The sequence below is a fragment of the Guopingia tenuis genome (assembly GCF_014384805.1).
Lineage (GTDB): Bacteria > Bacillota > Clostridia > Christensenellales > Christensenellaceae > Guopingia > Guopingia tenuis.
In genome coordinates this window covers 1-24739 of the sequence record NZ_JACRSS010000001.1, presented here as the reverse complement: position 1 = coordinate 24739, position 24739 = coordinate 1, and the positions used below count along the sequence as shown (strand labels likewise).

Annotated in this window: 23 protein-coding genes and 1 other annotated feature; of the genes, 7 read left to right on the top strand and 16 right to left on the bottom strand. The window is 49.7% G+C overall.

The genetic code is table 11. From position 1 onward, the window contains the following. Positions 1-18 precede the first annotated feature (18 nt). Positions 19-810, bottom strand: coding sequence for a hypothetical protein (locus H8693_RS00115; RefSeq protein WP_249279274.1), 792 nt, complete (start codon positions 808-810; stop codon positions 19-21). A 350-nt stretch (positions 811-1160) separates the two neighbouring features. Here H8693_RS00115 and H8693_RS00110 point away from each other — a divergent pair, with 350 nt between their 5' ends. Continuing rightward, complete coding sequence (locus tag H8693_RS00110; RefSeq protein WP_249279273.1) at positions 1161-1496, top strand: winged helix-turn-helix transcriptional regulator; 336 nt, start codon at positions 1161-1163, stop codon at positions 1494-1496. Positions 1497-1700: 204 nt separating this feature from the next. Here H8693_RS00110 and H8693_RS00105 read toward each other — a convergent pair whose 3' ends face one another. From H8693_RS00105 to H8693_RS00090, 4 genes are all read right to left on the bottom strand, one after another. Then, positions 1701-2300, bottom strand: coding sequence for a hypothetical protein (locus H8693_RS00105; protein WP_249279272.1), 600 nt, complete (start codon positions 2298-2300; stop codon positions 1701-1703). Positions 2301-2590: 290 nt separating this feature from the next. Beyond that, entirely contained in the window at positions 2591-3298 is a 708-nt protein-coding gene (locus tag H8693_RS00100; RefSeq protein ID WP_249279271.1) for a transaldolase family protein, read from the bottom strand. 745 nt (positions 3299-4043) lie between these two features. Then, on the bottom strand, positions 4044-5054 hold the full coding sequence (gap, locus tag H8693_RS00095) for a type I glyceraldehyde-3-phosphate dehydrogenase (protein WP_249279270.1): 1011 nt from the start codon (positions 5052-5054) through the stop codon (positions 4044-4046). Between the two features lie 218 nt (positions 5055-5272). After that, a complete protein-coding gene (locus tag H8693_RS00090; protein WP_249279269.1) occupies positions 5273-6388 on the bottom strand; it encodes an aminopeptidase in 1116 nt (371 codons plus the stop codon). 256 nt (positions 6389-6644) lie between these two features. Between H8693_RS00090 and fba the strand changes: the two genes are divergently transcribed. From fba to H8693_RS00060, 6 genes are all read left to right on the top strand, one after another. After that, on the top strand, positions 6645-7574 hold the full coding sequence (fba, locus tag H8693_RS00085; RefSeq protein ID WP_249279268.1) for a class II fructose-1,6-bisphosphate aldolase: 930 nt from the start codon (positions 6645-6647) through the stop codon (positions 7572-7574). A gap of 749 nt (positions 7575-8323) precedes the next feature. Then, positions 8324-8857, top strand: a complete 534-nt coding sequence (locus tag H8693_RS00080; RefSeq protein ID WP_249279267.1) for a cupin domain-containing protein — start codon at positions 8324-8326, stop codon at positions 8855-8857. Between the two features lie 29 nt (positions 8858-8886). Then, complete coding sequence (locus H8693_RS00075) at positions 8887-9948, top strand: ABC transporter ATP-binding protein (protein WP_249279266.1); 1062 nt, start codon at positions 8887-8889, stop codon at positions 9946-9948. Between the two features lie 12 nt (positions 9949-9960). Further along, complete coding sequence (locus H8693_RS00070; protein WP_249279265.1) at positions 9961-10794, top strand: ABC transporter permease; 834 nt, start codon at positions 9961-9963, stop codon at positions 10792-10794. Continuing rightward, positions 10788-11591: an ABC transporter permease gene (locus H8693_RS00065; protein WP_249279264.1), complete on the top strand. Its 804-nt coding sequence runs from the start codon at positions 10788-10790 to the stop codon at positions 11589-11591. Before H8693_RS00070 ends, H8693_RS00065 begins: the two co-directional genes overlap by 7 nt. A 38-nt stretch (positions 11592-11629) precedes the next feature. Then, entirely contained in the window at positions 11630-12679 is a 1050-nt protein-coding gene (locus H8693_RS00060; protein WP_249279263.1) for an ABC transporter substrate-binding protein, read from the top strand. Between the two features lie 443 nt (positions 12680-13122). Here the strand turns inward: H8693_RS00060 and H8693_RS00055 are convergent, their stop codons facing one another. The 11 genes from H8693_RS00055 to H8693_RS00005 all read right to left on the bottom strand — a co-directional run bounded on the left by H8693_RS00055 (position 13123) and on the right by H8693_RS00005 (position 24210). Next, entirely contained in the window at positions 13123-13653 is a 531-nt protein-coding gene (locus H8693_RS00055) for a DUF308 domain-containing protein (protein ID WP_249279262.1), read from the bottom strand. 304 nt (positions 13654-13957) lie between these two features. Beyond that, positions 13958-16237, bottom strand: coding sequence for an LPXTG cell wall anchor domain-containing protein (locus H8693_RS00050; protein ID WP_249279261.1), 2280 nt, complete (start codon positions 16235-16237; stop codon positions 13958-13960). 213 nt (positions 16238-16450) lie between these two features. Continuing rightward, on the bottom strand, positions 16451-17068 hold the full coding sequence (locus H8693_RS00045; protein WP_249279260.1) for a recombinase family protein: 618 nt from the start codon (positions 17066-17068) through the stop codon (positions 16451-16453). A gap of 247 nt (positions 17069-17315) precedes the next feature. Beyond that, positions 17316-17690 (bottom strand): 50S ribosomal protein L7/L12, encoded by a 375-nt coding sequence (rplL, locus tag H8693_RS00040; protein ID WP_249279259.1) that lies wholly within the window; start codon positions 17688-17690, stop codon positions 17316-17318. A 41-nt stretch (positions 17691-17731) separates the two neighbouring features. Further along, positions 17732-18259, bottom strand: a complete 528-nt coding sequence (rplJ, locus tag H8693_RS00035; protein WP_249279258.1) for a 50S ribosomal protein L10 — start codon at positions 18257-18259, stop codon at positions 17732-17734. 26 nt (positions 18260-18285) lie between these two features. Continuing rightward, positions 18286-18413, bottom strand: a sequence feature (ribosomal protein L10 leader region). Positions 18414-18447: 34 nt separating this feature from the next. Then, on the bottom strand, positions 18448-19140 hold the full coding sequence (rplA, locus tag H8693_RS00030) for a 50S ribosomal protein L1 (protein ID WP_249279257.1): 693 nt from the start codon (positions 19138-19140) through the stop codon (positions 18448-18450). Between the two features lie 52 nt (positions 19141-19192). Then, positions 19193-19618 (bottom strand): 50S ribosomal protein L11, encoded by a 426-nt coding sequence (rplK, locus tag H8693_RS00025; protein ID WP_249279256.1) that lies wholly within the window; start codon positions 19616-19618, stop codon positions 19193-19195. Between the two features lie 114 nt (positions 19619-19732). Beyond that, positions 19733-20299, bottom strand: a complete 567-nt coding sequence (gene nusG, locus H8693_RS00020; protein ID WP_283243743.1) for a transcription termination/antitermination protein NusG — start codon at positions 20297-20299, stop codon at positions 19733-19735. Positions 20300-20407: 108 nt separating this feature from the next. Further along, a complete protein-coding gene (gene secE / locus H8693_RS00015; protein ID WP_249279255.1) occupies positions 20408-20677 on the bottom strand; it encodes a preprotein translocase subunit SecE in 270 nt (89 codons plus the stop codon). A 23-nt stretch (positions 20678-20700) separates the two neighbouring features. Then, positions 20701-20850, bottom strand: coding sequence for a 50S ribosomal protein L33 (gene rpmG, locus H8693_RS00010; RefSeq protein WP_249279254.1), 150 nt, complete (start codon positions 20848-20850; stop codon positions 20701-20703). A 249-nt stretch (positions 20851-21099) separates the two neighbouring features. Continuing rightward, positions 21100-24210: a prolyl oligopeptidase family serine peptidase gene (locus H8693_RS00005; RefSeq protein ID WP_249279253.1), complete on the bottom strand. Its 3111-nt coding sequence runs from the start codon at positions 24208-24210 to the stop codon at positions 21100-21102. Positions 24211-24739 lie beyond the last annotated feature (529 nt).

Genomic DNA, 24739 nt, shown 5'->3' with positions numbered 1-24739 from the left:
CAGCCCGCATTCGAATTATTATCCGAAAAAGAAGCCTGCCGTCATATCCAGATAATTCTGCCCGCTGTATTGCGGATACTGCCGGTTTACTTCTTCCTTGAAGCTTTCGGCATCCCGGCTTTCGGCCGCTATTTTCTTCAGATTTTCCAGATATGCGATCTTGGTTTCCACATCTTTCAAATCCTCTGGCGTATAATGGGACGTCAGAATCAGATCATATCCCCGATCCAGATAACCGCGCAGCTCTGCAATCATAGCGTCGGCATGGCCAGCGCCCGCCACGATGGAATGGCAGTCATGCCCCAGCATATGGGTATATACGGCATTGATTTGTGGAATTTCAATATCAAAAGCCTCCGATGTCTGTTTGATCTTAAAATCCATGCCGCCGATCGTCACATTTCCTTCTCCAACAACATGGGTAATCTTATGGACCGAAGAATCGAAAGCATCCCCAAAAGCGGTTGTAAAATTATCAATCAGCGCTTTTCCGCCGCCGTTTTCCGAATAATCAACGGCGTTTTTCGTTGCATATTTCGCAGCATCCGGCAGAAATGACGCGCCCGCCCCATGATAGGCGATGAGCATTCCCGCAATCTCCATATCTTTCAAATAGGCGGTAAGTTCGCGGATATTATCGAAAAAGCAGGGAGACTCGATAATAACGGCCTTTCCGTCCTTTTCAACAATAAATACTTCGTCATCAATCAAATCATTGGTCTTATATGCATGAAGCCTCATATCGCCAAAGTCATAAACATTCATCTCGCCTTTGGAAAGCGTCATCGTTTTGCATGTATTCTTTTTCATAGCAATAACCTCCTCTACGGTTCATCCTTTTCATTCTTTTGCCTGCGGGTTGGGATCCGGCCGGTATCCTCTGCCCTTGCCTTAAGTATAGGCATTTTGGTTTCATATGTAAAGTAAGCACTTTTTTGTGCTGTAGTTACTAAATAGATACTATTGGGAAGTTACCACGAGGAAACCTTTGCGTTGTAATGGGATTTTTCACCATAACAAGCATTATAAAAAATTTTTATAAATAATAAAGAATCTTGCTTTCCTTTAGAATGCTTGCATCCAAAAAGGCTATATAGTATAATTTTAATATACTACTAAAAAGGAAACGGAAACCATATTTGAGATCGGAGATTCCTGCTATGAGTGAACAGAAAATAACAAAAGGCCTTCCTGCCTGCCCGGTGGAAACCACCCTGATGCTGATTGGGGATAAATGGAAAGTGCTGATTCTGCGTGACCTTCTTCCCGGAACCAAACGCTTTGGAGAGCTGAAAAAATCCATTGGCAGTGTATCCCAAAAGGTGTTGACCGCCCAGCTTCGGGATATGGAAAAAAGCGGATTGCTCATCCGCACAGTTTATGCAGAAGTTCCCCCGCGGGTAGAATACTCACTGACCGAGCTTGGCAAAAGTCTGAAGCCGGTTTTGGATGCGATGCAAAATTGGGGCGAGGGCTATCAAAGCTCTATGGTATAAGCATTTTCCCCGTACCCCATATATTTTTTATAAAGAAGGGACTTGTCCCATAAAGTCCCTGATGAAGCATGCTCATTTTCTTTATGCCGGCGGCCGCGGCCTCTTGGAGCAGTCTGTTTGCTGTTCTTCCGGAACCCCTCCTCCGCCGTTTGACGTATCCCTTTTGCAAATAGAGTTCCCCAACCGCTGCTGCTATATTTTACTTTACTGCATTTCGATTTGAATCAACCCGCCCTTGCGGCGGTAGCCTGTATCCCATAGCTCCTGCAAATTCATCCAGAAAAAGCTGCCATAAGTAATGGCTTTCACATAAAATTCCCCATCGAACTCCTCATATCCTGCGATATTGAACCAATGCCACTGAAAGTCCTTAAAGGTGCTGCCCTTGTGGTTTAACAACAGGCAGGGCACGGGGATGGAAGAATCTACTTGCTTTTTGATTAACTCTCCGGCCTGTTGCCAGGGTGCGGCCCCCGGAAGTCCTTTTCCCAGAAGAGATGCCGCCCCAGCATCGCGCCAGTACCCCAAAAGACCGGAAAGATACAGCTCCAGGGTATCGATTCCCTGCCAGCGGGGATGCAGATAGGGTTTTATCTGTTCCGAAAAGGCCAGATATTCCTGTTTTTCCACATGGAATGGATCGAAGGGATAGAGTGCCGAAAGCCCTTTTTGCCGTGCCAGGCAGATGCACAAATCACAGACCGTGACCGCGGCACAGCCGCCGTTGCGCATCGCCCACCCGGGAAACTGATTCTGGTTCCATCCAAGCTCCCCATCGATATAAAAATACTCCAATTCTTTCATTTATGCTCCCTCTGCCATGGAATGGAAACAGCCATTTTGATGTTGGCATTTTTCATAGCGGCATATGTTCTCCCGGCGTCCCCAATCCTGCGCCGGGCTTGCAGATTTTTCTAAGCCGGGATAATTATGTAATCTTCTCTCCTGCCGCCGCAAAATCCTGCCGTTCTTCCGCCGAAAAATTTTCAGCGGCAAAATCCTATCCATATCTCCATGCCGCGCTGCCTTTTCGCTGTAAGATCAAAGCCGGCGCTTATAAGCGCCGGCTTTGATCTCTCTATATAAGTTAATTTTTACAGATTATATACTCTCTTGCCCTCGCCATAGAGGCTCTCCCAGTCCGAAACAAACTGCTTTACGCTCAGATCTGTCAGCGGATGGTTCGCGCAGGCTTTCAAAATATCAAGGCCAACCGCCACCTGATCCGCCCCGGCCAGAGCTGCCTGTTCTACCTGATGCGCCGTCCGGATCGATGCCGCAGAAAGCTCCACATCATCGATGTTATGGGCATTCATAACCTGACGGATTCCGCGGACAACCTCAATGCCGTTGCCGGAAATGTTATCCAGTCTGCCGACATAAACCGCCACTGTATCTGCCCCGCATTCAATGGCCACAAGAGCCTGCGTAATGGAAGCGATCGCCGTAGCCGTCACCTTGAAACCGTTTGCCTTCAGGTATTTCATGGCCTTATAGCCTTCCTCATAAGCGTCAACCTTGACATGCAGCAGATCGCCCTTCACACGGCTGCGGATCGCTTCCGCATCGCGAATGATTTCATCTGCAGTATCGCCCACCGTCTGCACATGGAAACGAACCTCATCGCCGATGACTCCGCGGATTTCGTTCACCGCGTCAAAAAAGGAGATGTTTTTCCCAGCCAGATCGCGCTTCACAATGGAGGGATTCATGCTGAATTCATGAAGAGGATAATACTCTAAACCCTTTTTGATGCTGTCGATATCGGCGCAGTCAAGACAAAATGTAAAAATGTTTCTCATAGCTCATACCTCGCTTTTAAAGTTTAAATATTACAGGGTACACAGCCCCGTTCACTCTGCTCTGTATTCCTCCGCGGAACAATTTCAGTATATCACAGAAAAAACGCGAGTCAATACTTATTTTAAAATTTTTTTAAAAAATATTTTTATATTTTAAATATTTTTTATATCCATATTATTCAAAATCTATTCTCAGGCCACCACTAGTTTCTAAATCATTGGATACTATCAAAACCATATGATCTTATCGGATTTTGTGCATTTGGGAAAGGAAAAAGCATACTTTTTGTCCAAACAACCTAACCTATGGCTCGTCTCCCATTCCCTCTCTGAAATTTCCTATTGTAATCTGCTTCCAAGGCAGCTGCATATTTAAATTTGCCCACTGCCATAGCATATAAGATCGCCTCATCCGCCATTATGCGAAAAAAGAGAGGCAATAATTGCTCTTCTGCTTTCAAACATTACCAATCCTATATTTCAGAGCCATGCGCCATGGGAATTTGCTTGATATATTGGGTTTTACATCCCTTTTGTTCCTTATCCAGCACAAAGCCCTGTCTTTAAATCAATCGCCGATTCTTCTGCGTATTTCGCGGCATTCATAAAAAAAGTCCTTTTCGCTGACTTGCGAAAAGGACTTTTATGGTTATCGTATCAGAGATTCAGGTTATCATACTTGACCAATTCACAAAGAATTGGTTTTTCTGTTCCCAATCCTCAAAATCCCATTCCAATGGGCTTTTTACTTCGCGTCTACAGAAGCCATGTGCTCGATGAGCATAACGACCTTGTTGGAATAACCCCACTCGTTGTCATACCAGGAGATGAGCTTCATGAAGTTGCCGGTCAAAGCGATACCAGCCGTCGCATCGAAGATGGAAGTATGGGGGTCGCCCAGGATATCGCTGGAAACGATGGCATCTTCCGTATAGGACATGATGCCCTTCAGCTCGCCTTCGCAGGCTTTCTTAACCGCAGCGCAGACTTCTTCATAGGTAGCTTCCTTCGCCAGACGGCAGGTCAGGTCAACAACCGAACCATCAATGGTGGGAACGCGCATGGACATGCCCGTCAGTTTGCCGTTGAGCTCAGGGATAACCTTGCCAACCGCTTTGGCAGCGCCCGTGGAGGAAGGAATGATGTTGGCAGAAGCAGCGCGGCCGCCTCTCCAGTCCTTCTTGGAGGGACCGTCAACCGTTTTCTGGGTAGCGGTAGTGGAGTGAACCGTCGTCATGAGGCCTTCCACCAGACCGAAATTGTCGTTGATAACCTTGGCCAGAGGAGCCAGGCAGTTCGTGGTGCAGGAAGCGTTGGAAACGATATCCATGCTGGTGTCGTATTTGTCGTTGTTGACGCCCATTACGAACATCGGAGCATCCTTGGAGGGAGCGGAGATAACAACTTTCTTCGCGCCGGCTTCCAGATGAGCCTTAGCCTTGTCCATCGTGGTGAAAACGCCGGTGGATTCCACGACGTATTCCGCACCGCAGGCAGACCACGGAATCTCCGCGGGGTTCATCGCTGCATATACCTTTGTTTCCTTGCCGTTTACGATGATGGAATCGTCGGTATAGGAAACTTCGCCGTCAAAACGGCCCTGGATGCTGTCGTATTTGAGCATATATTCCATGTAGTCCGGGCTGATGAAGGGGTCGTTGATTCCAACAACTTCCACATTCGGGTTTTTCACCGCGGCACGGAAAACCAGACGACCGATTCTTCCGAATCCATTGATACCTACTTTAATAGCCATAGATAAAATCCTCCTTAAAAAATCGACTCATATTTTCTATATACGAGCGTATATATTCGGCCAAAGCGTATTGATAAAAATTTATCAACAACAATTCACATTATAGCTTATCTCCCCCGGAATTTCAAGGGATATTCTTTCAGAATTCCACTAAACCGCAATTTTTTCCCGGGAATTCATAATTTGTTCATCTCTTCCCGGAAAACCTCTGCGGCCGCTTATTTCAGATTTTCCGGATTCAGGCATTCCAATTCGGGAATCACGAAAATTCCGTCCTTGCGGATGAGCTTTCCGTCAAAATAAATCTCGCCGCCGCCCCATTCTTTCGTCTGGATCAGCACCAGATCCCAATGAACAGCACTCCGATTACCGTTATCTGCATCGTCATAGGCGCAGCCCGGCGTGAAATGAATGGAGCCGGTGATCTTCTCGTCAAAGAGCGTGTCGCACATCGGCCGCGTGATATAGGGATTTACGCCAAAGGAGAATTCTCCCACCCGGCGGGCCCCCTCGTCGGTATCCAAAATTTTGTTCAGCCGCTCGCTGTCGTTGGATGTTGCCTCCACGATCACCCCGTTTTTCAGCGTCAGGGAGATATTGGTGAATTTGAATCCCTGGTTATAGCTGGGGGTGTTGAAGGTGATGGTACCGTTGATGCTGTCAATGACAGGGGCCGTATAGATTTCCCCATCCGGAACATTCATCTTCCCGGCGCACTTGATGGCCGGGATCCCCTTGATGGAGAACTCGATATCCGTGCCCGGCGATACCAGGCGCACCCGGTCGGTCTTTTCCATCAGGACCTTCAGGGCATCCATGGCCTTGTCCATCTTGCCATAGTCTAAGTTGCATACATTAAAATAATAATCCTCAAATGCCCGGGTGCTCATCTCGGAGAGCTGGGCCATGGCGGAATTGGGATACCGCAGGATCACCCACTTGGTCTTTTTGACGCGGATCTCGGAATGGACGCTCTTGGAATAGATGGACTGATAGAGATTCAGCTTTTCTTCGGGAACATCCGCCAGTTCAGAGGAATTATCGTTGCCGCGGAACGCGATATAGGCGTCCATCTCGCTCATGCGGGCCATATCCCACTTGGTCTGTTCCCGGATCTGTTCTTCCGTTGCATTCATCAGCCACGCCCGTTGCACTTTGGGGCGGATCATATGCACAAAGGGTACGCCGCCGGCCCTGTATACCGCCGCCACCAGTTCCTCGGCCACGATATCCTCGCAGTCAAAAATCTCAATCAAAACCTTCTCGCCCGGCTGCACTGCGCAGGAATAATTCACCAGGTTTTCCGCCAACTGCCGCATTCTTGGGTCTGTCATATTTTTTTGCCTCCTGTTTCTATATTGACGGCTGTTTTACATCAACAGCTTGTGACTTCTATATTATATTTTACATATCCCCTGAAAAAAATACAAGTCTTTCCAGTTTCCCGGAACCGCTTTGGAAAATTTCCTCAGGATTTTGTGAACAAAGCAAAAAAAGAAGGCCGGTTTTTTCAAAAAGGCTTGACCTTTTGCCGGGAAATTGGCACAATATGACTAGACGATTTACTATTATCATTTAGGAGGAATGGTTATGCCATTAGTAACAACAACCGAAATGTTCAAGAAAGCGTATGCCGGCGGATACGCGGTCGGCGCTTTTAACGTAAACAACATGGAGATCATCCAGGGAATCACGGAAGCGGCCAAGGAAGAAAACGCTCCCCTGATTCTGCAGGTTTCCAAGGGTGCGCGCAACTATGCCAACCCCATTTACCTGCGCAAGCTGGTGGAAGCCGCCATTGAAGATACCGGCCTGCCCATCTGCCTGCATCTGGATCACGGCGATTCCTTTGAAACCTGCAAGAGCTGCATCGACGACGGCTTCACTTCCGTTATGATCGATGGCTCGCATCTTCCCTTTGAGGAAAACATTGCCCTTGCCAAGCGCGTTGTCGAATACGCCCATGACCACGGCGTTGTGGTTGAGGCTGAGCTCGGCCGTCTGGCAGGCGTGGAAGATGAAATCAAGGTGAGCGCCGAGGATTCCTCCTATACCCAGCCCGAAGAGGTCAATGAATTCGTCTCCAGAACCGGCGTGGACTCTCTGGCCATCGCCATCGGCACCAGCCACGGCGCTTATAAGTTCAAGGGCGAAGCCAAGCTGCGCTTCGATATCCTGGAAGAGGTTTCCCGGCTTCTGCCCGGTTTCCCCATCGTGCTGCACGGCGCCAGCTCGGTCGTTCCGGAGTTTGTGGAAATGATCAATCAGTATGGCGGCAGCATGCCCGGCGCCCAGGGTGTTCCGGAAGATATGCTCCGTCAGGCGGCCAGAAGCGCAGTCTGCAAGATCAACATCGATTCCGACCTGCGTCTCGCCATGACGGCGGCTATCCGCAAGCATATGGCTGAGCATCCTTCGGATTTCGACCCGCGGCAGTATCTCTCCCCCGCGAGAACGGCTATCAAAGAGATGGTGAAGCACAAGATCGTGGATGTGTTGGGCTGCAACGGCCAGGCGTAAATCCAATATCCTTGCAGGAAAACGGCGCGGAATTCCGCGCCGTTTTTTATTTTTCCTTCGCCTGCTGAAGCCTTTTCCCGCTTCAACAGGATTTTCCCGGGTATTTTGGGGAAAGCAGTATCCCATATCGGTTTCGCAGGTTTTCAGTGAGCATTCCCGCATGTTTCCGTGATGCTAAAAAAGCAACGGCAATGCGGGCGAGCGGCTCTTTTTCAAACTGCTTCGGCCGGCATTTGCAGACCGCATCGCCTGGCCGGCAGGAGTGTCTTTCCTCTTCCCCTTTCGTCCCGCCCCTCTTTGCCGCCTACCATCCTTCTCCGACTTATTTTTATTGTATGTTACCAAATACCATTCTCATAAGATACTGCTGCTTTTTCTAACAGCCCGCCATATTCCTTCCGCGTTCCTTTCTTTCATGGATCTTTTCCCATCATCCGTAAGCAAAAGCTAACCTTTTGTTTTTGCCTTTTCTGCGCCATAAACAGCCGTTTTCTTCCAGCGAATTGTGTTTAGTATTTATAAACTTTTTATACAACTTAACTGCAATTTAAAAAAAACTTAGTCCTCGTTTTTTTGCCTTGGTTTCGGGAAAAAACAGCGGTTTTCAGGCGCCGGAAAAAAAGTTGATTTTTTTGAAAAAATATGTTGACTTTTGCTGTTGTTTTTGCTTAAATATATGTGTTTGCGTTTAGTAACGCTAAACATGAAGTTTAGTAGTATGCACCTGTCCCGCGAAAGGAAGATATTCCATGGACATTGGTAAAAAAATCCAGAGCCTGCGCCTGCAATATGGCCTGACACAAAAAGAGCTTGCCGACCGGGCCGAACTCTCCAAAGGGTTCATCTCCCAGCTGGAGCGCAACCAGACATCTCCTTCCATCGCCACGCTGACGGATATCCTGGAATGCCTGGGCACGACGCCGGGGGAATTTTTCAGCGACCGGGGAGAAGAAAAGATCGTCTTTTCTTCCGACGATATGTTTGAAAAGGTGGAGGATGACCAAAGCATCCTTTGGCTGATCCCCAATGCGCAGAAAAATGAGCTGGAGCCCATTTTGCTCACCTTGAAGCCCGGCGCCGCCACCAGCGAGGATCTTCCCCATCCGGGCGAGGAATTTGGATTCGTCCTCTCGGGAACCGCGGTTCTCTTTCTGGGCAGCCGCTCTTTCCGGCTGAAAAAGGGTTGCTCCTTCTATTATAAGCCGACGGTGCCGCACCGCATCGAAAACCGGGGGAAAACCGAGTTCCGTCTTTTGTGGGTATCCACACCGCCCAGCTTTTAATTTGAATTTCATTTCAGGAGGAAACTGCTTTGAGCAATCATCTGATTCTTTTTAAAAACGTGTTCAAGGAATTTGATGGGGTGGAGGTTTTAACCAACATCAACCTGTATATCCGCAAAAATGAATTTCTGACCCTGCTCGGCCCTTCGGGCTGCGGCAAGACCACCATGCTCCGCCTGTTGGCCGGCTTTGAAGCGCCTACCTCCGGCGATATCCTGTTTGAGGGAAAGAGCATCGTCAACACGCCGCCCTATAAGCGCAAGCTCAACACGGTCTTTCAGCGCTATGCCCTGTTCCCCCATATGGATGTATTCGGCAACATCGCCTTTGGCCTGAAGATTCAAAAGAAAGATAAAAACACCATTCAAAAAAAGGTGAAGGATATGCTCAAGCTGGTGGGGCTTTCGGGATATGAAAACCGCAGCATCGACAAGCTCTCCGGCGGGCAGATGCAGCGCGTCGCCATCGCCCGCGCCCTGGTCAACGAGCCGGAAGTTCTCCTCCTCGACGAGCCTCTGGGTGCTCTGGATCTGAAATTCCGCAAGGATATGCAGCTGGAGCTTAAGCGCATGCAAAAGCAGCTGGGTATCACCTTTGTCTATGTTACCCATGACCAGGAGGAGGCCCTCACCATGTCGGATACCATTGCGGTCATCGATAACGGCATGATCCAGCAGATCGGCACTCCTGTCGATATCTATAACGAGCCTATCAATTCCTTTGTTGCCGACTTTATCGGGGAAAGCAACATCATCTATGGCACCATGAAGGAGGATTATCTGGCCAACTTCGGCGGCCGGGATTTTCCCTGCGTCGACCGCGGCTTCTCACCCGACGAACCGGTTGTCGTCGTGGTGCGTCCTGAAGATATCGATCTTGTGGCGGAACGGGAAGAGACCATCAACGGGGTCGTCACCTCGCAGATTTTCATGGGCGTACATTATGAAATCCGCCTAAAGGACGACAACGGTTTCACTTGGGTCATCCACAGCACCGACCCCGCTGTCATCGGCAGCCGGGCGGGCCTCTCCATCGGGCCGGACGATATTCATATCATGTCCCGTTCGCAGTATGACGCGGCGGATGCATAAGGGAGGATTCGGATGAAAAAGAAATTTTTTGCTCTCCCCTATATTGTGTGGATGATTTTGTTTACCGTGATGCCCCTCATTCTGGTGCTCGTATATGCTTTTTTCAACACGACGCCTTCGGGGGACGTCATCTTTACTACGGAATACCTGGCCTCTGCCTTTTCGCCGGAGAGCCTTTCCGTGCTTTGGCGTTCGCTGGGCTATGCCCTCATTACGACGGTTTTGTGCCTGCTCATCGCCTATCCCGCGGCGCTTCTGCTCTCCCGGCTGAAGCCCCGGACAGCCAGCATCCTGAGCCTTTTGTTTATCCTCCCCATGTGGATGAATTTTCTGCTCCGGACCTATGCCTGGCGGGCGCTTCTCGATTTGAACGGCCCCATTAACCAGCTCCTGGGTCTGTTGGGCATTCCGGCCCAGCAGATGCTCTATACGGAAGGCGCCGTGATCTTCGGCCTGGTCTATAACTTTCTGCCCTTCATGCTGCTGCCCATTTATTCGGTGTTTACCAAAATGAACACCAGCTATATCGAGGCGGCGGAGGATCTGGGGGCCAATAAACGGCAGGTGCTTTTCCGGGTGATTCTCCCGCTGACGCGGCCGGGCATCATCACGGGCATTACCATGGTGTTCATGCCCGCGGTTTCTACCTTTATCATCTCCCGTCTGCTGGGCGGCGCGCATTATATGATGTTCGGCGACCTGCTGGAAAACCAGTTTATGCTTTTGAAGGATTGGAACACGGGTTCGGCTTTAGCTCTCATCATGATGATTCTTCTCATCATCAGCATGGCCCTAATGCGAAAATACGATAAAGACAGCACGGAAGGAGGAACACGGCTATGGTAAGGCTCAAACGATTTTTCAAACGCTTCTATCTGGCGATTCTGCTTTTCTTCCTCTATCTTCCCATTTTGATGCTCATGGTCTATTCCTTTAACGGCGGGAAAACCATGGCTAAATGGACGGGGTTTTCTCTCAACTGGTATGTGGAGCTGTTTAAAGATCCCGTCATCATGGAGGCTTTGGGCGTGACGCTTTCCATCGCTCTGCTTTCCTCACTCATTGCCGTCGTAGTCGGGACTCTGGCAGCCATCGGCATCAACGAATATAAAAAATGGCCTAAGACGCTGACCATCAATCTGACCTATGTGCCCATGATGAATGCGGATATTGTGACAGGTATTTCCCTGCTCCTTTTATTCATCTTCATGCGAATTCCCCGGGGCTATGGTACGCTTCTTATTGCCCATACCGCATTCAATATTCCTTATGTTATCTTTTCCGTGCTGCCCAAGTTGCGGCAGATGGATCCCAATCTTTATGAAGCGGCGCTGGACATGGGGGCGACGCCATCATATGCAGTCCGCAAGGTATTGATCCCCGAGCTGATGCCCGGTATTATGACAGGATTTATCATGGCGTTTACCATGTCGTTTGATGATTTCGTCATCAGCTTTTTTTCCACGCAGGGGCTGGTCAACAACCTTTCGACCTATATCTATTCCATGGCTCGGGTGGGCATCAATCCAAAGATCAACGCCCTTTCCACCATTATGTTTGTCTGCATCATCACGCTTCTGATCGTCACCAACGTGCAGGCGAACCGACACAGCAAAAAGCAGCAGAAGCAACAACGTATCTAAGCCCTTGGGCTAACATATTTAGGAGGACTAGAAAAACAATGAAAAAAACCCTGGCTCTTGTCTTTGCCATCCTGCTTCTGGCAGTTTCCCTTGTAGGCTGCGGCGGTGCAGGCGGTGAAAAAACCACCATTCATCTCTTAAACTGGGGCGAATATCTGGAACCCACGCTCATCGACCAGTTCCAGAAAGAAAACCCGGATATCATCGTGAAGTTCACCAACACGACTTCCAATGAGGAGATGTATACCGTATGTGCCACAGAAGGCACAGAAATCGATATCGTCGTTCCCTCGGACTATCTTGTCGAGCGTTTTATCAATGAAGATTTGCTGGCGGAGCTGGATCTCAACAACATTCCGAACTTCAAATACGTGGAAGAGGTTTCCAAAACCCGCACCTTCGATCCGGAATCCAAATACTCCATCCCCTATATGATGGGGACTGTCGGCATCGTATACAATAAGACGCTGGTGGATGAGCCCGTTGACAGCTGGGATATCCTCTGGGATGAAAAATATTCCGGACAGATCCTCATGTATGATTCCATCCGCGATTCCATGATGGTGGCTCTGGCAAAGCTGGGATATGACATCAACAGCACCAATCCGGAAGAGATTGCGAAAGCGGGCGAGCTGCTCATGCAGCAGAAACCCCTTGTCTATGCCTATCTGACCGATGAAATCCGGACGTCCATGATTGGTGGAAGCGTCGCTCTGGCAGTGGATTATTCGGGCGCGGCTGTCGGCGCCATCCAGGAAAATTCCGATCTCGACTATGTTGTTCCCAAGGAAGGGAGCAACGTGTGGGTGGATAATCTGGTGGTTCTGAAATCCTCCAAAAATAAGGAGGCGGCGGAACGGTTCATCAATTTCCTCTGCGATCCGGAAGTTTCCAAGAAAAACTCGGAATATATCGGTTACACCACGCCCAACGCGGAAGCCATGAAAATGATCGATCCCGAGCTTTTGGAAAATCCCGCCTATCCCATCAGTTCGGATGTGATCGACCGTTGCGAATATTATAAGGATCTGGGCGACGACCTTTCGCTTTATAACGACGTCTGGATGAAGCTGCGGACAGCAGGCTGATCTCTAGTCAATACTATAAAAGACTCTGTGCAGGAAAATTCTGCACAGAGTCTTTTCATTTATTATTGCCATTTCAATGAATATCCTTTATATGCTCTTTAAATATAGAAAAGTTTCTTTCCGCCATCTGCAAAACCTTTTCTCTAGTGTTCATCCTGCAAAGCAACTTGAAATGTCTTTTTTCCCATATCCGCCACGTCTCTGACCGCCTGTGCTGCAACAAAGCAAGCAACGGTTGCTTCTTTGAAACTCTCTGCGTTCGTTATAAAGAATCTCCCTTTTTTGTTCCGCGCCTTTCGGCGCAAGTTACTCTGTGGTTGCTTCTTTGAAACTCTCTGCGTTCGTTATAAAAACATCCCCTGTTGTTATTTCGCCGCGCCTCATGATCTAAATGCAAAACTGCCGCAGAAAATCTCTGCGGCAGTTACCAACTTCTGCTTAACTTAGGCATAAGCGTCTACAATTACATTGATACCGAACACCAAAAGCAGCACACCCGTCAAAATCCCAGTGAATTCCGTCATGGTCATGATCCCCGCGGCCGGAAGAATCAGCAGCAGCGCGCCCAGCAGGATCCCAAAAAAGCCCGTGAGCAGCTTCCATCCGAACCCGCCCTCACCGCGGCGCATCAGGGCAAAAACACCTGCCAGCTTGATGAGGCCATTGCAGATTGCCCAGATGGGAATGGTATACAAAAGGATGTCCCAAATAAACAGAATATTGATGATGTTGAACAGCGCCAAAACGGCGAACAACAGGCTCACGCATCCCCCGGCCAGCGCCCAGATCGTCCGGTTTTCCGCACGGAACCAGCCAAACAGTTCATAAAGACCCAGCGCCAGAAGGGCCACAATCAAAAGAAAATTTACCCCCTCAAAGGGCTTGATGGCAACAAAAAGGCCGATGATCACCGTCAGCAATCCAACTGTTACAGACAATATTTTTTGCTGCGGATCGACTTTCGATTCCCTCATAGTATTCTCTCCTCCTCTATCTTCCTGTTTAGCATACCATAATGCCCTTTTAACTTCAACCAAAAAATAGGCAAACTTATTTCACAGCGCCAGTCGTCATTCATAAATGTGTTTTTTCAAATAAATCCTATGCCGCATTTGCCGTCTGTATTTTCATTTCACCTGCCGCATGCAAAAGACCTTTTTCCCTGTTCCTTTATTATGACAAGAAAATACACATGGATCCCCCGCGATTCATGTTCTCTATGAATCAGCCAATAAAAAACCGGCTCCCTGGGGAGCCGGTTTCCGTTATTGTGTTCCATTAGTTGGCCTTGCGTTTCTTAACGTACAGAATCGTTCCGGCCAATCCTGCGCCTGCCAGGACAAACAGCCCTATCCAAAGAACAAGGGCGCTGTTTTCGCCGGTCTTGGGGGCATCCGTGTTTCCCGTCGCCGGAATGCTTTCCGTCACTTTATATCCGCATACAGAGCAGGTCTTTTCCCGCATTCCGGTCTGTTCAGCGGTGGCTTCCCTGGTGACAACCCAGTTTCCGAAGGTATGCGCAGCCGTATCCGCTTTTTCGCCGCATACGCATGCGTGCCAGTGGTTTTCCCCGTCGACAATCCATTCCGTCCCAAATGTATGGCCCGCGGGAATGGTGATGTGCTGGGTCTTTGTGGGGTCAGCTTGGCCGCACTTGGAGCAGCGGACTACCAGGTCATAGCTGCCATCCTGAGTGCAGGTTGCCTCGATGCGGTTTTCTTCCGCCGGCGCCGCCCATTCATGCTGATGCACGGAGAATCCACCCTCGCCGTTATCGATGGGATGGAAATCTTCGGCGCAGTATTCTTCCTTGACGGCTTCCGAGAAAGTACCGCCGGAAATGGCAATATTCACGCCTTCAGCTACGGCGGAAATTGTCCCCACATGGTTCACATTCTTGATTATCAGAGCACTGTTAGCCGCTGTATTTTCCGGCGTGCTGGAGCCATAAGTGCTGTATTCGATCTTTCCAGTGATCGTGCCGGTGGTGTCAACGATCACCGTAACACCATCTGCATAGGCCGGCGACCAATAGCAAACGTCAAATGCCACATCGCCCTCTTTTGCCGTGATGCTGGTGTTCCCGGTGAGTCTCGTGGTGCCATGGTTATTGGAAAGAACATAATCGTTGCTGCCGGCCAGTTTGCTGCCGTCCAGGTTCATGTCCTCCAAGGTCAGATCGCAGTAATTCTGGATGAGGATTCGGGCCACGCTGCTGGTAATTGTGCCGTTTTTCATGACGATGGTCGAATCTTTGAGCAGCTGGAATCCATTGGTTTCAGTTCCCGAAGAACCAACGGTAGGCGCCTGAATCGTATATGTATGCCCTTTAAAGTCAATGGTAATGTTCGTTCCGCTGGGAATCTGAATTCCGCTGCCCGCAGCGTTCTGCATCAATTCAACGATATCGCCGTTCTTGGCGTCTTTTACCGCCGCTTCCAGCGAAGCATATGTTTTTGTGCCGATCTTGGCCACAGCGACTTCTTCCTCCGCGCCGACGATGAGATTTCCATTGGCGTCAGGAACTGCCGTCATGCTGCTATCCACATAATCTTCCACCCCGGAATTGGCGCTGAATGTGCCGCCGGAAACAACGGGTGCGTTGGCATATGCGCTGGTGGAAGCCGGGAACTGCCCATGAAACGTGCCGCCGGAGATCTTGGTATAACCGCCCTTCTGCGTACCGCTTCCATAGCCATATAAAGCGCCTGCGCCGTTATTCGCGGCGTTGAAAGCGCCGCCCGTGATCGTCAGCTGGCCCTGGTCATAGCCATTATCGAGGTATCCGTTTGTGAATACACATGACGCGGTGTTGTTGACCGTGAAGGTGCCGTTTTTGATGGTGGCAACATTCCAGTTCATAACAGCCGGGCCATAAGTATTGCTGAAAGTGCCTCCTTCAATGGTCAGCGTTCCGCGGTCGTCGTTTTTCACGACGTTGATGCCGCCGCTGAAGGTACCTCCCGTAATGAGCAGAGACGGATTATTGGTCTTTCCGCTGCCATTTTGGTAGCCATTTGCCACAAGGCTGGAATAACCGCCGTTGGCCTTAACAGTAACGCCGCTGCCAATCGTCATCTTTTGTCCTACATTCTGAATCACATAATAGGAATTTCCGCCATTATTGCTGGGCGAAGTTCCCGCTTCTTTGCTGCGGGTAAATGTGCCGCCCTTCAGCGTCGCCGTGCCATTGTTGACCAGCGCCGCTCTTCCATGGCTCACGTTGTCTACAGTCCCGTTGCCGGAGATTGTCAGCGTCCCATTGTTGGTGATGGTATGTGCCCCATCCGCATTGGTCAGCGTGACGCCATCGCTCAGATTCAACTGAACAGTTTTTCCCTCCGGAATCTGAATGCTTTCCTTTGTGCTCTTGAGCAGTGTAACGCTGGCCTCACTGCCTTCGTTGGCTGCTAATGCCTCTGCAAAGGTAGCATATGTGTTTTCACCTGCCTGCCACACATCTTCACCTTCCGCAAAGACCGTGAGACTGCCCATAGAAAACACAAGGGCCAGACAAAGACAGGCTGCCAGGAGCTTTTGCAGCTTTTTGCTTTTCATTTTTTCTCCCCCTTTTGGTTATTTTCCCTTTGCAATAGACAAAAGTACTTTGCAAAAGTGTACATTTTCTAATTCTGAAAAGTGTACATTTATGAAGTGGCAAAAAACACCATTTTTGGTACAAAATATTTAGATTAGTACTTGAAAAACTTAGATTTTCTGGGTATACTTAGATTATAATTTTTATACTTTGGAATTCACAAAGGTACACATTTACAAATTTATGGCTGTACTTTGTTCCTTTTTTTCAAATTTTATCGCCTTTGCATAGAAGGTTCCCTCCGGCATTCCACAGGCTTCCGCCGCTTGCCGGAGGACTATTTTTTTGTTCCGCCATGCCGTATGGATCTCATAAAAGTTATCCGGCAAGGGACGCGGCGGCCTCCCGAATCGGACGCCTCTGGCTTTTGCCGCTGCTATGCCCTCTGCCTGCCGTTTCTTTATGCTTTCCCGCTCACTCTGGGCCACAAAAGACAAAATCTGCAAAACCAGATCAGCGATAAATGTCCCCAGCAAGTCCTTTCCCTGCCTCGTATCCAGAAGAGGCATATCCAGGACGCAAATTTCCACTCCTTTTTCCTTTGTAAGCAGCCTCCATTGCTCCTGAATCTCCTTGTAATTGCGCCCCAGCCGGTCAATGCTCAGGACATAGAGCACGTCGCCCGGCCGCAGCCGTCTTACCAGCCGCTTATATTTGGGCCGGTCAAAATCCTTGCCGGACTGTTTATCGATATATAACCGCCTGTCCGGAATCCCTTTTCCCCGCAGCACTACAAGCTGCCGATTTTCATTCTGGTCTGTGCTGGACACCCGAATGTATCCATATTCCATAATGTTTCACCGCCTTTCCAGCCTAATATACCGGACAAAAGCGGAGAAATAAAAACAATGCTTTTATTCACATATCATATGCGGCGTCTCTGTTCTCTTGGGATTGGGAAATACAGGATATTTCCCAGCATATGTAAAAAGACAGACGCAATGAACGTCTGTCTTTTTTGCTTTTCTTATTATGCCGTCTCTTTTGCCCTATCCCCTTCTGGAACGGGCCGGAAAACGGCTTTTCTTTACGTGCAGGTTATTTCGCCTCTACGTCGGCGCCAACTTCCTTCAGCTGTGCAACCATCTTGTCGGCATCTTCCTTGCTTACGCCTTCCTTAACCGGCTTGGGAGCGGTGTCAACCAGCTCTTTTGCTTCTTTCAGGCCCAGGCCCGTGATTTCTCTGACGACCTTGATAACCTTGATCTTCTCAGCGCCAGCAGCCTTCAGGATTACGTCAAATTCGGTCTTTTCTTCCGCAGCAGGAGCAGCGCCGCCAGCAGCGGGAGCAGCAGCAACGGCAACCGGAGCAGCCGCGCTAACGCCGAATTTCTCTTCCAGGTCCTTAACGAGCTCAGCCAGCTCGAGAACGTTCATCTGTTCAATCGCTTCCAAAATCTGTTGTTTATCCATGGTTAAATCCTCCAAAAAATTCTTTTTTCGTTATAGTAGCCTTACGCTTCTTTTTGTTCTTTGATCGCGTTCAGAGCGCAAACCAGGTTGCGCATAACGCCGGACAGGGCCATAACCAAACCCGTAACAGGAGCATTCAAGCTGCCCATCATCTTCGCCAGCAGTTCTTCCTTGCTGGGCAGGCTTGCCAGATATTTCACGCCATCTACATCGATGGTCTTGCCATCCAGCACACCGCCTTTGATTTCGGTTTTCTTTGTATCCTTTGCAAAGTCCACCAAAATTTTCGCCGGAGAAACCGGATCCTTCATGCCGAATGCAACGGCTGTCGGCCCTTCCAGAATGCTGTTCAGGCCCTCAATACCCTCTTTATCGGCCGCACGCTGGATCATGGTGTTCTTGATAACCTTGTATTCCACGCCTGCATCGCGCATCTTGCAGCGGAGGTTGGTCACTTCCTCAACGGTAAGGCCTCTGTAGTCCACGAAAACAACGCTCTGTGCCTGCTGCATTTTCTCCTGAATTTCAGAAACCGCCGCTTCTTTTGCCTTCAAAGTATAGTCTTTCAAATTTTTTCACCTCCTCCTATAAGGATACGGGCATTAAAAAACCCGTTTTCTGTCCACGAGAACAGAAAACGGGAATATATCCACTTTCCTCTCCTCGGCGGGATTTATGTGCCATTGCACCACCTGCTGTCTACGGACAGAACATATTACTTGCTTAGAATATCACAGATCGGATATTCTGTCAAGCCTTATACGAATTTTTGCGCGTTCACCTTGACGCCGGGGCCCATGGTGGAGGAGAGAACAACGCTCTTCAGATACGTTCCCTTGGCGGCAGAGGGCTTCGCCTTGATGATGGCATCCATCAGAACCGTCAGGTTCTCCATCAGCTTTTCATTGCCGAAGGACTTCTTCCCAATGGGGCAGTGGATGATGGAAGTCTTGTCTACCCGGTATTCTACTTTACCAGCTTTGATATCCGAGATGGCCTTGGCGACATCCATGGTGACCGTGCCGGACTTGGGGTTCGGCATCAGGCCCTTGGGGCCGAGAACACGGCCGATGCGGCCTACAACGCCCATCATATCCGGGGTTGCTACGCATACGTCGAAATCAAACCAGTTTTCCTGCTGGATCTTCTGCACCATTTCCTCGGCGCCTACATAATCCGCGCCGGCTTCCTGGGCTTCTTTGGCCTTCTCGCCTTTGGCAAACACCAAAACACGGATGGTCTTGCCGGTTCCGTTGGGCAGAACCACCGCGCCGCGAACCTGTTGGTCAGCATGACGGGGATCGACGCCCAGCTTCACGGAAAGTTCGATGGTTTCATCAAACTTGGCGTTAGCCGTCTTCAGGCAAGTATCCACCGCCTGTTCCGGATCATATAAGGCGGCTTTATCAAACAGCTTTACGCTATCCTGATATCTCTTTCCTCTTTTCATTGAAAAACCTCCCTGTGGTTTCTCGGCAAAACTGCCTCCCACAATTCTTCTCTTAGTCTACTACTTCCACGCCCATGCTTCTCGCTGTTCCAGCGATCATGCTCATGGCCGCTTCCACAGACGCTGCATTCAGGTCGTCCTTCTTCATTTCGGCAATTTCCTGCAGCTGCGCTTTTGTGATCTTCGCAACCTTTGTTTTGTTGGGAACGCCGGATCCCTTTTCGATCTTGCATGCCTTCTTGATGAGAACGGCCGCCGGCGGGCTCTTCAAAACAAACGAGAAAGAGCGGTCTGCATAAACCGTGATGACAGCCGGGATCACAAGCCCCACCTGCTTCGCAGTCTTTTCATTAAATTGCTTTACAAATTCCATGATGTTGACGCCGTGCTGTCCAAGAGCCGGGCCAACGGGCGGAGCAGGAGTTGCTTTTCCCGCAGGAATCTGTAACTTAATAAAACCTGCAACCTTCTTTGCCATTTGATACACCTCCTAGTTGTGTAAATGTGGTATAAACGGGGGGTTTCCCCTCCCACTGATCAAAAGAACCGAAATTCTTTAAATCACTTCATAAAAACGCGGAAAAGAGAATGCTCAGATTCTCTTCACCTGCACAAAGTCCAGTTCCACCGCCGTATCCCGGCCAAACATGGAAACCGTGACCTTGACTTTTTGCTTTTCCGTATTGACTTCCTCAACCGTTCCGATAAAGCTCTCGAAGGGGCCGGAAGTGATAATGATACTCTCGCCCACGGCGACGTCCAGCTTGATGGGCACATTTTCCACACCCATGGAACGCACTTCCGCATCCGAAAGCGGGATCGGCTTGCTGCCCGGGCCGACAAAGCCCGTGACGCCCCGCGTGTTTCGAACGACATACCAGGATTGGTCTGTCAAAAACATCTTCACCATGACATAGCCGGGGAAGAGTTTGCGCTGCACATGCTTCTTCTTGCCATTTTTGACTTCAATGGTTTCCTCCATGGGAACCTTCACGTCAATAATGCTGTCCTGCAGGCCATTGTTTTCCACGGTTTTCAGCAGATTGGTCATTACCTTATTCTCATATCCGGAATAGGTATACACGACATACCAATAGGGCTTATCCGTCTTTTCCTGCTTAATATACAGCCGCTTATCTTTATCCTCGGGAGCATGCATCGGCTCCGCCGGAGCTTCCGCCGCTGCGTCCACGATTCTTTCTTCGGTCAAATCTGTTTTTAAGTTATCGTTTTCCACTGTAAGAAAAACACCTCGCTCTCTTTACGTTCAGGAAATTACGAGGCTAAACAATTCACCCAAACCGAAATCAAACAGACCCGTCACAATCGCCATGACCAGAATAAAGGCGATAACGGCCAGCGTCGCGCTGATCAGATCCTTTTTCCCAGGCCACGTTACCTTCTTCAGCTCATTCCAAACGTCTTTAAAATAGCGAATCAGGCCTCTGCGCTTTTTCTTGTTCTTGGCCTTCGCGATTTTCTTCTGTTCTTTCAGCTGTTTTTCTTTGTCTTTCCCGAGTAAAACAGTTTTTGCCATAAAAATTCACATCCTAGAAATTATTACTTGGTTTCCTTATGCAGGGTGTGCTTTTTACAAAACCTGCAATACTTGTTCATCTCGATTCTGTCAGGATCGTTCTTCTTGTTCTTCATTGTGTTGTAATTTCTCTGTTTGCATTCCTGACAAGCCAGCGTAATCTTTACCCGCATATTCACACCTCCAAAAACCTATGCAGCAAAAGCGCACAATCTAAAAAGCGGCACCTTACTGCCACTACCTTACTTTATCATAGCCCTGTCCCTTTGTCAACAGAATTTTTCCTTTTTCATGGGGTTTTCCGGCACTTTTTTCATCAAAGGCAACCAACCTCCCTGCCGCCCCTTTCTTCCGGGGCGGCAGGGCATTGGTCACTTATGTTTTGTCAATCCCACTTGACCTTTATAAACAATGCTGCTTTTTTATTTGGCGTGATTGCGCCGGATCCAGATATAGAGTCCGGCCGCCGCAGCCGCCAGGCTTGCCGCACACACGATCCAGAGCACCAGATGGCTGTCTTCGCCGGTTTTGGGGTTATCGCCCGTTCCGGTTCCGCTTCCCTCTGCGGTGATCTTGACCTTGCATTCCGCCTTCAGACGCCCGTCCGCCGTCGCCGCCGTAATCACGACATCGCCTTCCTTCAGCGCCGTGATCTTGCCGTCTTCCACCGTCGCCAGATTCTCGTCGCTGCTGCTCCAAATCACCAGCTGTTCGGCATTTTCCGGAAGAACCATCGCCGTGATCTGCGCCGTTTCACCCACCTTCAGTTCGAGTTCGGTTTTACTCAGCGTGATGCTTTCGGGAGCCGGGATCACTTCCTGGGTTTGGGCGAACAGCCAGGTGAAGGGCGTGATGTTCCGGTTTGCCTGATCCGCGGGCAGCGCCTCGTCGCCCTTGGGGTTGGTAACCGGGTCATAGCTGTTCACAAACATCAAGTCGTGGTTGAACACCCGCACTTCCACATTGTGCATCGTGTAATAATCCCGCCCGTCATAGCTCACATCATGCATCCGGGAATAGATAACGTTGGGATTCCCCACCGTCTCCGTCAGATATTCAAAGATGGGGTTTGCCGTTTTGTCGATATCCACAACCGGATCGCCGTCGCCATGAATGATATAGATGGGCTTATCTTTCAGCTGATCCAGCTTTTCCTTATATTCATCCGTGATCTTGCCATCCTCGCCGGTGACCGTATAGGCACCTGCCAGCGGCATCGCCGCCGCAAACAGATCGGGTTCCTGCACGAGAGCCGCCCAGGTTCCATATCCGCCGGAGGATACGCCCGTGATATAGATACGGTTCTGGTCAATATCCGGATGAGCGTCGATTTCCTTATGGATAGCTTCCAGAAGATCGTCTACCATCCCTTCTCCCCACCAGGCCATGGGGGAGCTGGCCTGCGCCGCCATCACATAGCTGGGCTCAAATTCCTGCACGTCATCCTCGGCCCAGGCAACGCCGCCGCGATTGGAACGCAGAATCGTTTCATTATCCGTGCCCCGCTCGCCAAAGCCATGCAGCCAGATAACCAGCGGATATTTTCCTCCGGCCTTCTTTTCCGGCGTAAAGAAGCGATAGGATACGCCCTTGTGGGTTGCATAGGCAAATTCGTCCACCGTGTCCGTCTTGAGCTCACCCTGCTTGAACGAAGCCTTTTCGCTCATCGGCAGAACGGTTCCGATATCCTTCTTTTGCGTCACTGTATATTCCAGATCCAGCAGTGTGGATTGGGCATACTGGTCTTCCCGATAGGGACAAATGACGGATTCTGCCAGATTTGCGCCATATTTCAGCTCGATCACGACATACTTGCCTTCCGCGCCCTTGTCGCCCACCTTGCCGCTGTCGTTGGCATAGATGCCGGTGATGGTGCGCAGACCGTCATAGAACACCTTATTGTCGTCGTGCATGGTGTCGGTCATCTTGGCATAGACCTCAAAGGTGTCTTTTTCAAGATCCGCTGTCTGCACCGTGCGGTCCATATTCAGAACAACCGCTATCGCGCTGTCATGGAAATCATACACATGCGAGATGATGTCGAAATCCATCGCAGGTCCGGCTGCCGCGCTCTTGCTCTGGGCAAACATCCAGCTGAACGGAGTAATGCTGGAGTCCGCTTTATCCGCAGGCAGGGCCACATCGCCTCTGGCATTGGTTTCAAACCGGATATCATGGTTAAACGTCCGGACCTCCACATTATGCAGCGTAAGGCCGGTATCCGTACCGCGATCCTCAAAGCTGATATCTTTTATCTTTGTATAGATAACGTTGGGATTCCCCACGGTTTCCGTCAGATATTCAAACGTCGGGTTGGAGGTCTTGTCGATATCTACCGTCGGATCTCCGTCGCCGTGAATGATATAGATGGGCTTATCTTTCAGCTGATCCAGCTTTTCCTTATATTCATCCGTGATCTTGCCATCCTCGCCGGTGACCGTATAGGCCGGCGCCATCGGCATTGCCGCCGCGAACAGATCAGGTTCCTGCACGAGAGCCGCCCAGGTTCCATATCCGCCCATAGAAACGCCGCAGATATAGATGCGATCCTGATCGATATCTGAATGAGCTGCGATCTCCTTATGAATAGCCGCCAGAAGGTCATCAACCATGCCCGCGCCCGACCATGCCGAGCCTGCACTTGCCTGCGCCGACATCACATAGCATGGATTCTCCTTCTGCACTTCATCTTCCGCCCAGGCAACGCCGCCCCGGTTGGACCGCAGATGCGTTTCATTATCCGTGCCCCGCTCGCCAAAGCCATGCAGCCAGATAACCAGCGGATATTTTTCGCCGGCTTTCTTTTCCGGCGTAAAGAAGCGATAGGATACGCCTCCTTGGGTACCATAGGCAAATTCGTCCACAGTATCCGTCTTGAGCTCGCCCTGGGTATAGGTCACACCCTCGCTTATCGGCAGAACGGTTCCGATATCCTTCCTCTGCGTCACGGTGTATTCCAGATCCAGCAATGTAGATTGGAAATATTCGGTAGCCCGATACGGGCAGATAACCGCCTCATCCACGTTTGCACCGTGTTTCAGCTCGATCACGATATATTTGCCTTCCGTACCCTTATCGCCCACTTTTCCGCTGTCGTTGGCATAGATGCCGGTGATGGTGCGCAGGCCGTCATAGAACACCTTATTGTCGTCGTGCATGGTGTCGGTCATCTTGGCATGAATCTCAAAAGTGTCTTTTTCAAGATATTCCGTCTGCACCGTGCGGTCCATATTCAGAACCACGGCAATGGCGCTGTCATGATAATCATACACATGCGAAATAATGTCAAAGTCCACGGTCGCTGCCGCCGCAGGAGCTGGCGCTGCCTTCGCCAATGGGGAGGCCGAAGGTTCCGCAGATGGATCTGCCCCTTCCCCTTCAGTCACAGGTTCTGTTTCCAGAGGCTCCTGTGTCTGCGTCGGTTCTCCGCTCACTGGCACGCTCTCTGCGAATACATTAAGAATTCCCGTCGAAAGCACCAATGCGAACACTAATACCAGCGACAGTATTTTTCCAAGCCGATTTTTCCTCATGTCAATCTCCTCTTCATACGAAGTCCTCTTAACCCTTTACATTTGACCAGAAAAATAAATACTCTTCCCCCGCTGCACCTCCTTCATCTGTCTTAGATTATCCACTGAATATGTATAGCATATTTGTTATACATATGCCTGGCCTGTCTATCAAAAATCAATATTCAATTATCAATTCGGTATGTTCATAATATAGCATTCTGCCTCCTGGATTGCAATACCTTTCTTACTTTTTTGTAAAATATTTCCCAAAAAATACCGGCAAAAAAGAAGACAAAAAGCAGCCATCGAAAAAAGGTTGCTTTTCGCTTCGCAATATCCTCCGCTCCCCATTTTTTCATATCCGCAGTTACTTTTCTTTCGTTCCCTCACTCCATATGTTTTCCATCATTCCGGCTCACAATTTCCCGCCCCTTTTTTTCTCCACAAAAAAGAGACGCCTTTTGACGTCTCTTTTCCTTCGCTTTGTCTTTCTCTTATTCGATGATCCCGCTTACTACACCGGATCCTACCGTCCGTCCGCCTTCAC

What these genes read in the sequence shown, in the direction of transcription:
- H8693_RS00115 (WP_249279274.1), bottom strand. Translation starts at nt 810, where the DNA reads ATGAAAAAGAATACATGCAAAACGATGACGCTTTCCAAAGGCGAGATG.
- H8693_RS00110 (WP_249279273.1), top strand. Translation starts at nt 1,161, where the DNA reads ATGAGTGAACAGAAAATAACAAAAGGCCTTCCTGCCTGCCCGGTGGAA.
- H8693_RS00105 (WP_249279272.1), bottom strand. Translation starts at nt 2,300, where the DNA reads ATGAAAGAATTGGAGTATTTTTATATCGATGGGGAGCTTGGATGGAAC.
- H8693_RS00100 (WP_249279271.1), bottom strand. Translation starts at nt 3,298, where the DNA reads ATGAGAAACATTTTTACATTTTGTCTTGACTGCGCCGATATCGACAGC.
- gap (WP_249279270.1), bottom strand. Translation starts at nt 5,054, where the DNA reads ATGGCTATTAAAGTAGGTATCAATGGATTCGGAAGAATCGGTCGTCTG.
- H8693_RS00090 (WP_249279269.1), bottom strand. Translation starts at nt 6,388, where the DNA reads ATGACAGACCCAAGAATGCGGCAGTTGGCGGAAAACCTGGTGAATTAT.
- fba (WP_249279268.1), top strand. Translation starts at nt 6,645, where the DNA reads ATGCCATTAGTAACAACAACCGAAATGTTCAAGAAAGCGTATGCCGGC.
- H8693_RS00080 (WP_249279267.1), top strand. Translation starts at nt 8,324, where the DNA reads ATGGACATTGGTAAAAAAATCCAGAGCCTGCGCCTGCAATATGGCCTG.
- H8693_RS00070 (WP_249279265.1), top strand. Translation starts at nt 9,961, where the DNA reads ATGAAAAAGAAATTTTTTGCTCTCCCCTATATTGTGTGGATGATTTTG.
- H8693_RS00065 (WP_249279264.1), top strand. Translation starts at nt 10,788, where the DNA reads ATGGTAAGGCTCAAACGATTTTTCAAACGCTTCTATCTGGCGATTCTG.
- H8693_RS00060 (WP_249279263.1), top strand. Translation starts at nt 11,630, where the DNA reads ATGAAAAAAACCCTGGCTCTTGTCTTTGCCATCCTGCTTCTGGCAGTT.
- H8693_RS00055 (WP_249279262.1), bottom strand. Translation starts at nt 13,653, where the DNA reads ATGAGGGAATCGAAAGTCGATCCGCAGCAAAAAATATTGTCTGTAACA.
- H8693_RS00050 (WP_249279261.1), bottom strand. Translation starts at nt 16,237, where the DNA reads ATGAAAAGCAAAAAGCTGCAAAAGCTCCTGGCAGCCTGTCTTTGTCTG.
- H8693_RS00045 (WP_249279260.1), bottom strand. Translation starts at nt 17,068, where the DNA reads ATGGAATATGGATACATTCGGGTGTCCAGCACAGACCAGAATGAAAAT.
- rplL (WP_249279259.1), bottom strand. Translation starts at nt 17,690, where the DNA reads ATGGATAAACAACAGATTTTGGAAGCGATTGAACAGATGAACGTTCTC.
- rplA (WP_249279257.1), bottom strand. Translation starts at nt 19,140, where the DNA reads ATGAAAAGAGGAAAGAGATATCAGGATAGCGTAAAGCTGTTTGATAAA.
- rplK (WP_249279256.1), bottom strand. Translation starts at nt 19,618, where the DNA reads ATGGCAAAGAAGGTTGCAGGTTTTATTAAGTTACAGATTCCTGCGGGA.
- nusG (WP_283243743.1), bottom strand. Translation starts at nt 20,299, where the DNA reads ATGCATGCTCCCGAGGATAAAGATAAGCGGCTGTATATTAAGCAGGAA.
- secE (WP_249279255.1), bottom strand. Translation starts at nt 20,677, where the DNA reads ATGGCAAAAACTGTTTTACTCGGGAAAGACAAAGAAAAACAGCTGAAA.
- rpmG (WP_249279254.1), bottom strand. Translation starts at nt 20,850, where the DNA reads ATGCGGGTAAAGATTACGCTGGCTTGTCAGGAATGCAAACAGAGAAAT.
- H8693_RS00005 (WP_249279253.1), bottom strand. Translation starts at nt 24,210, where the DNA reads ATGAGGAAAAATCGGCTTGGAAAAATACTGTCGCTGGTATTAGTGTTC.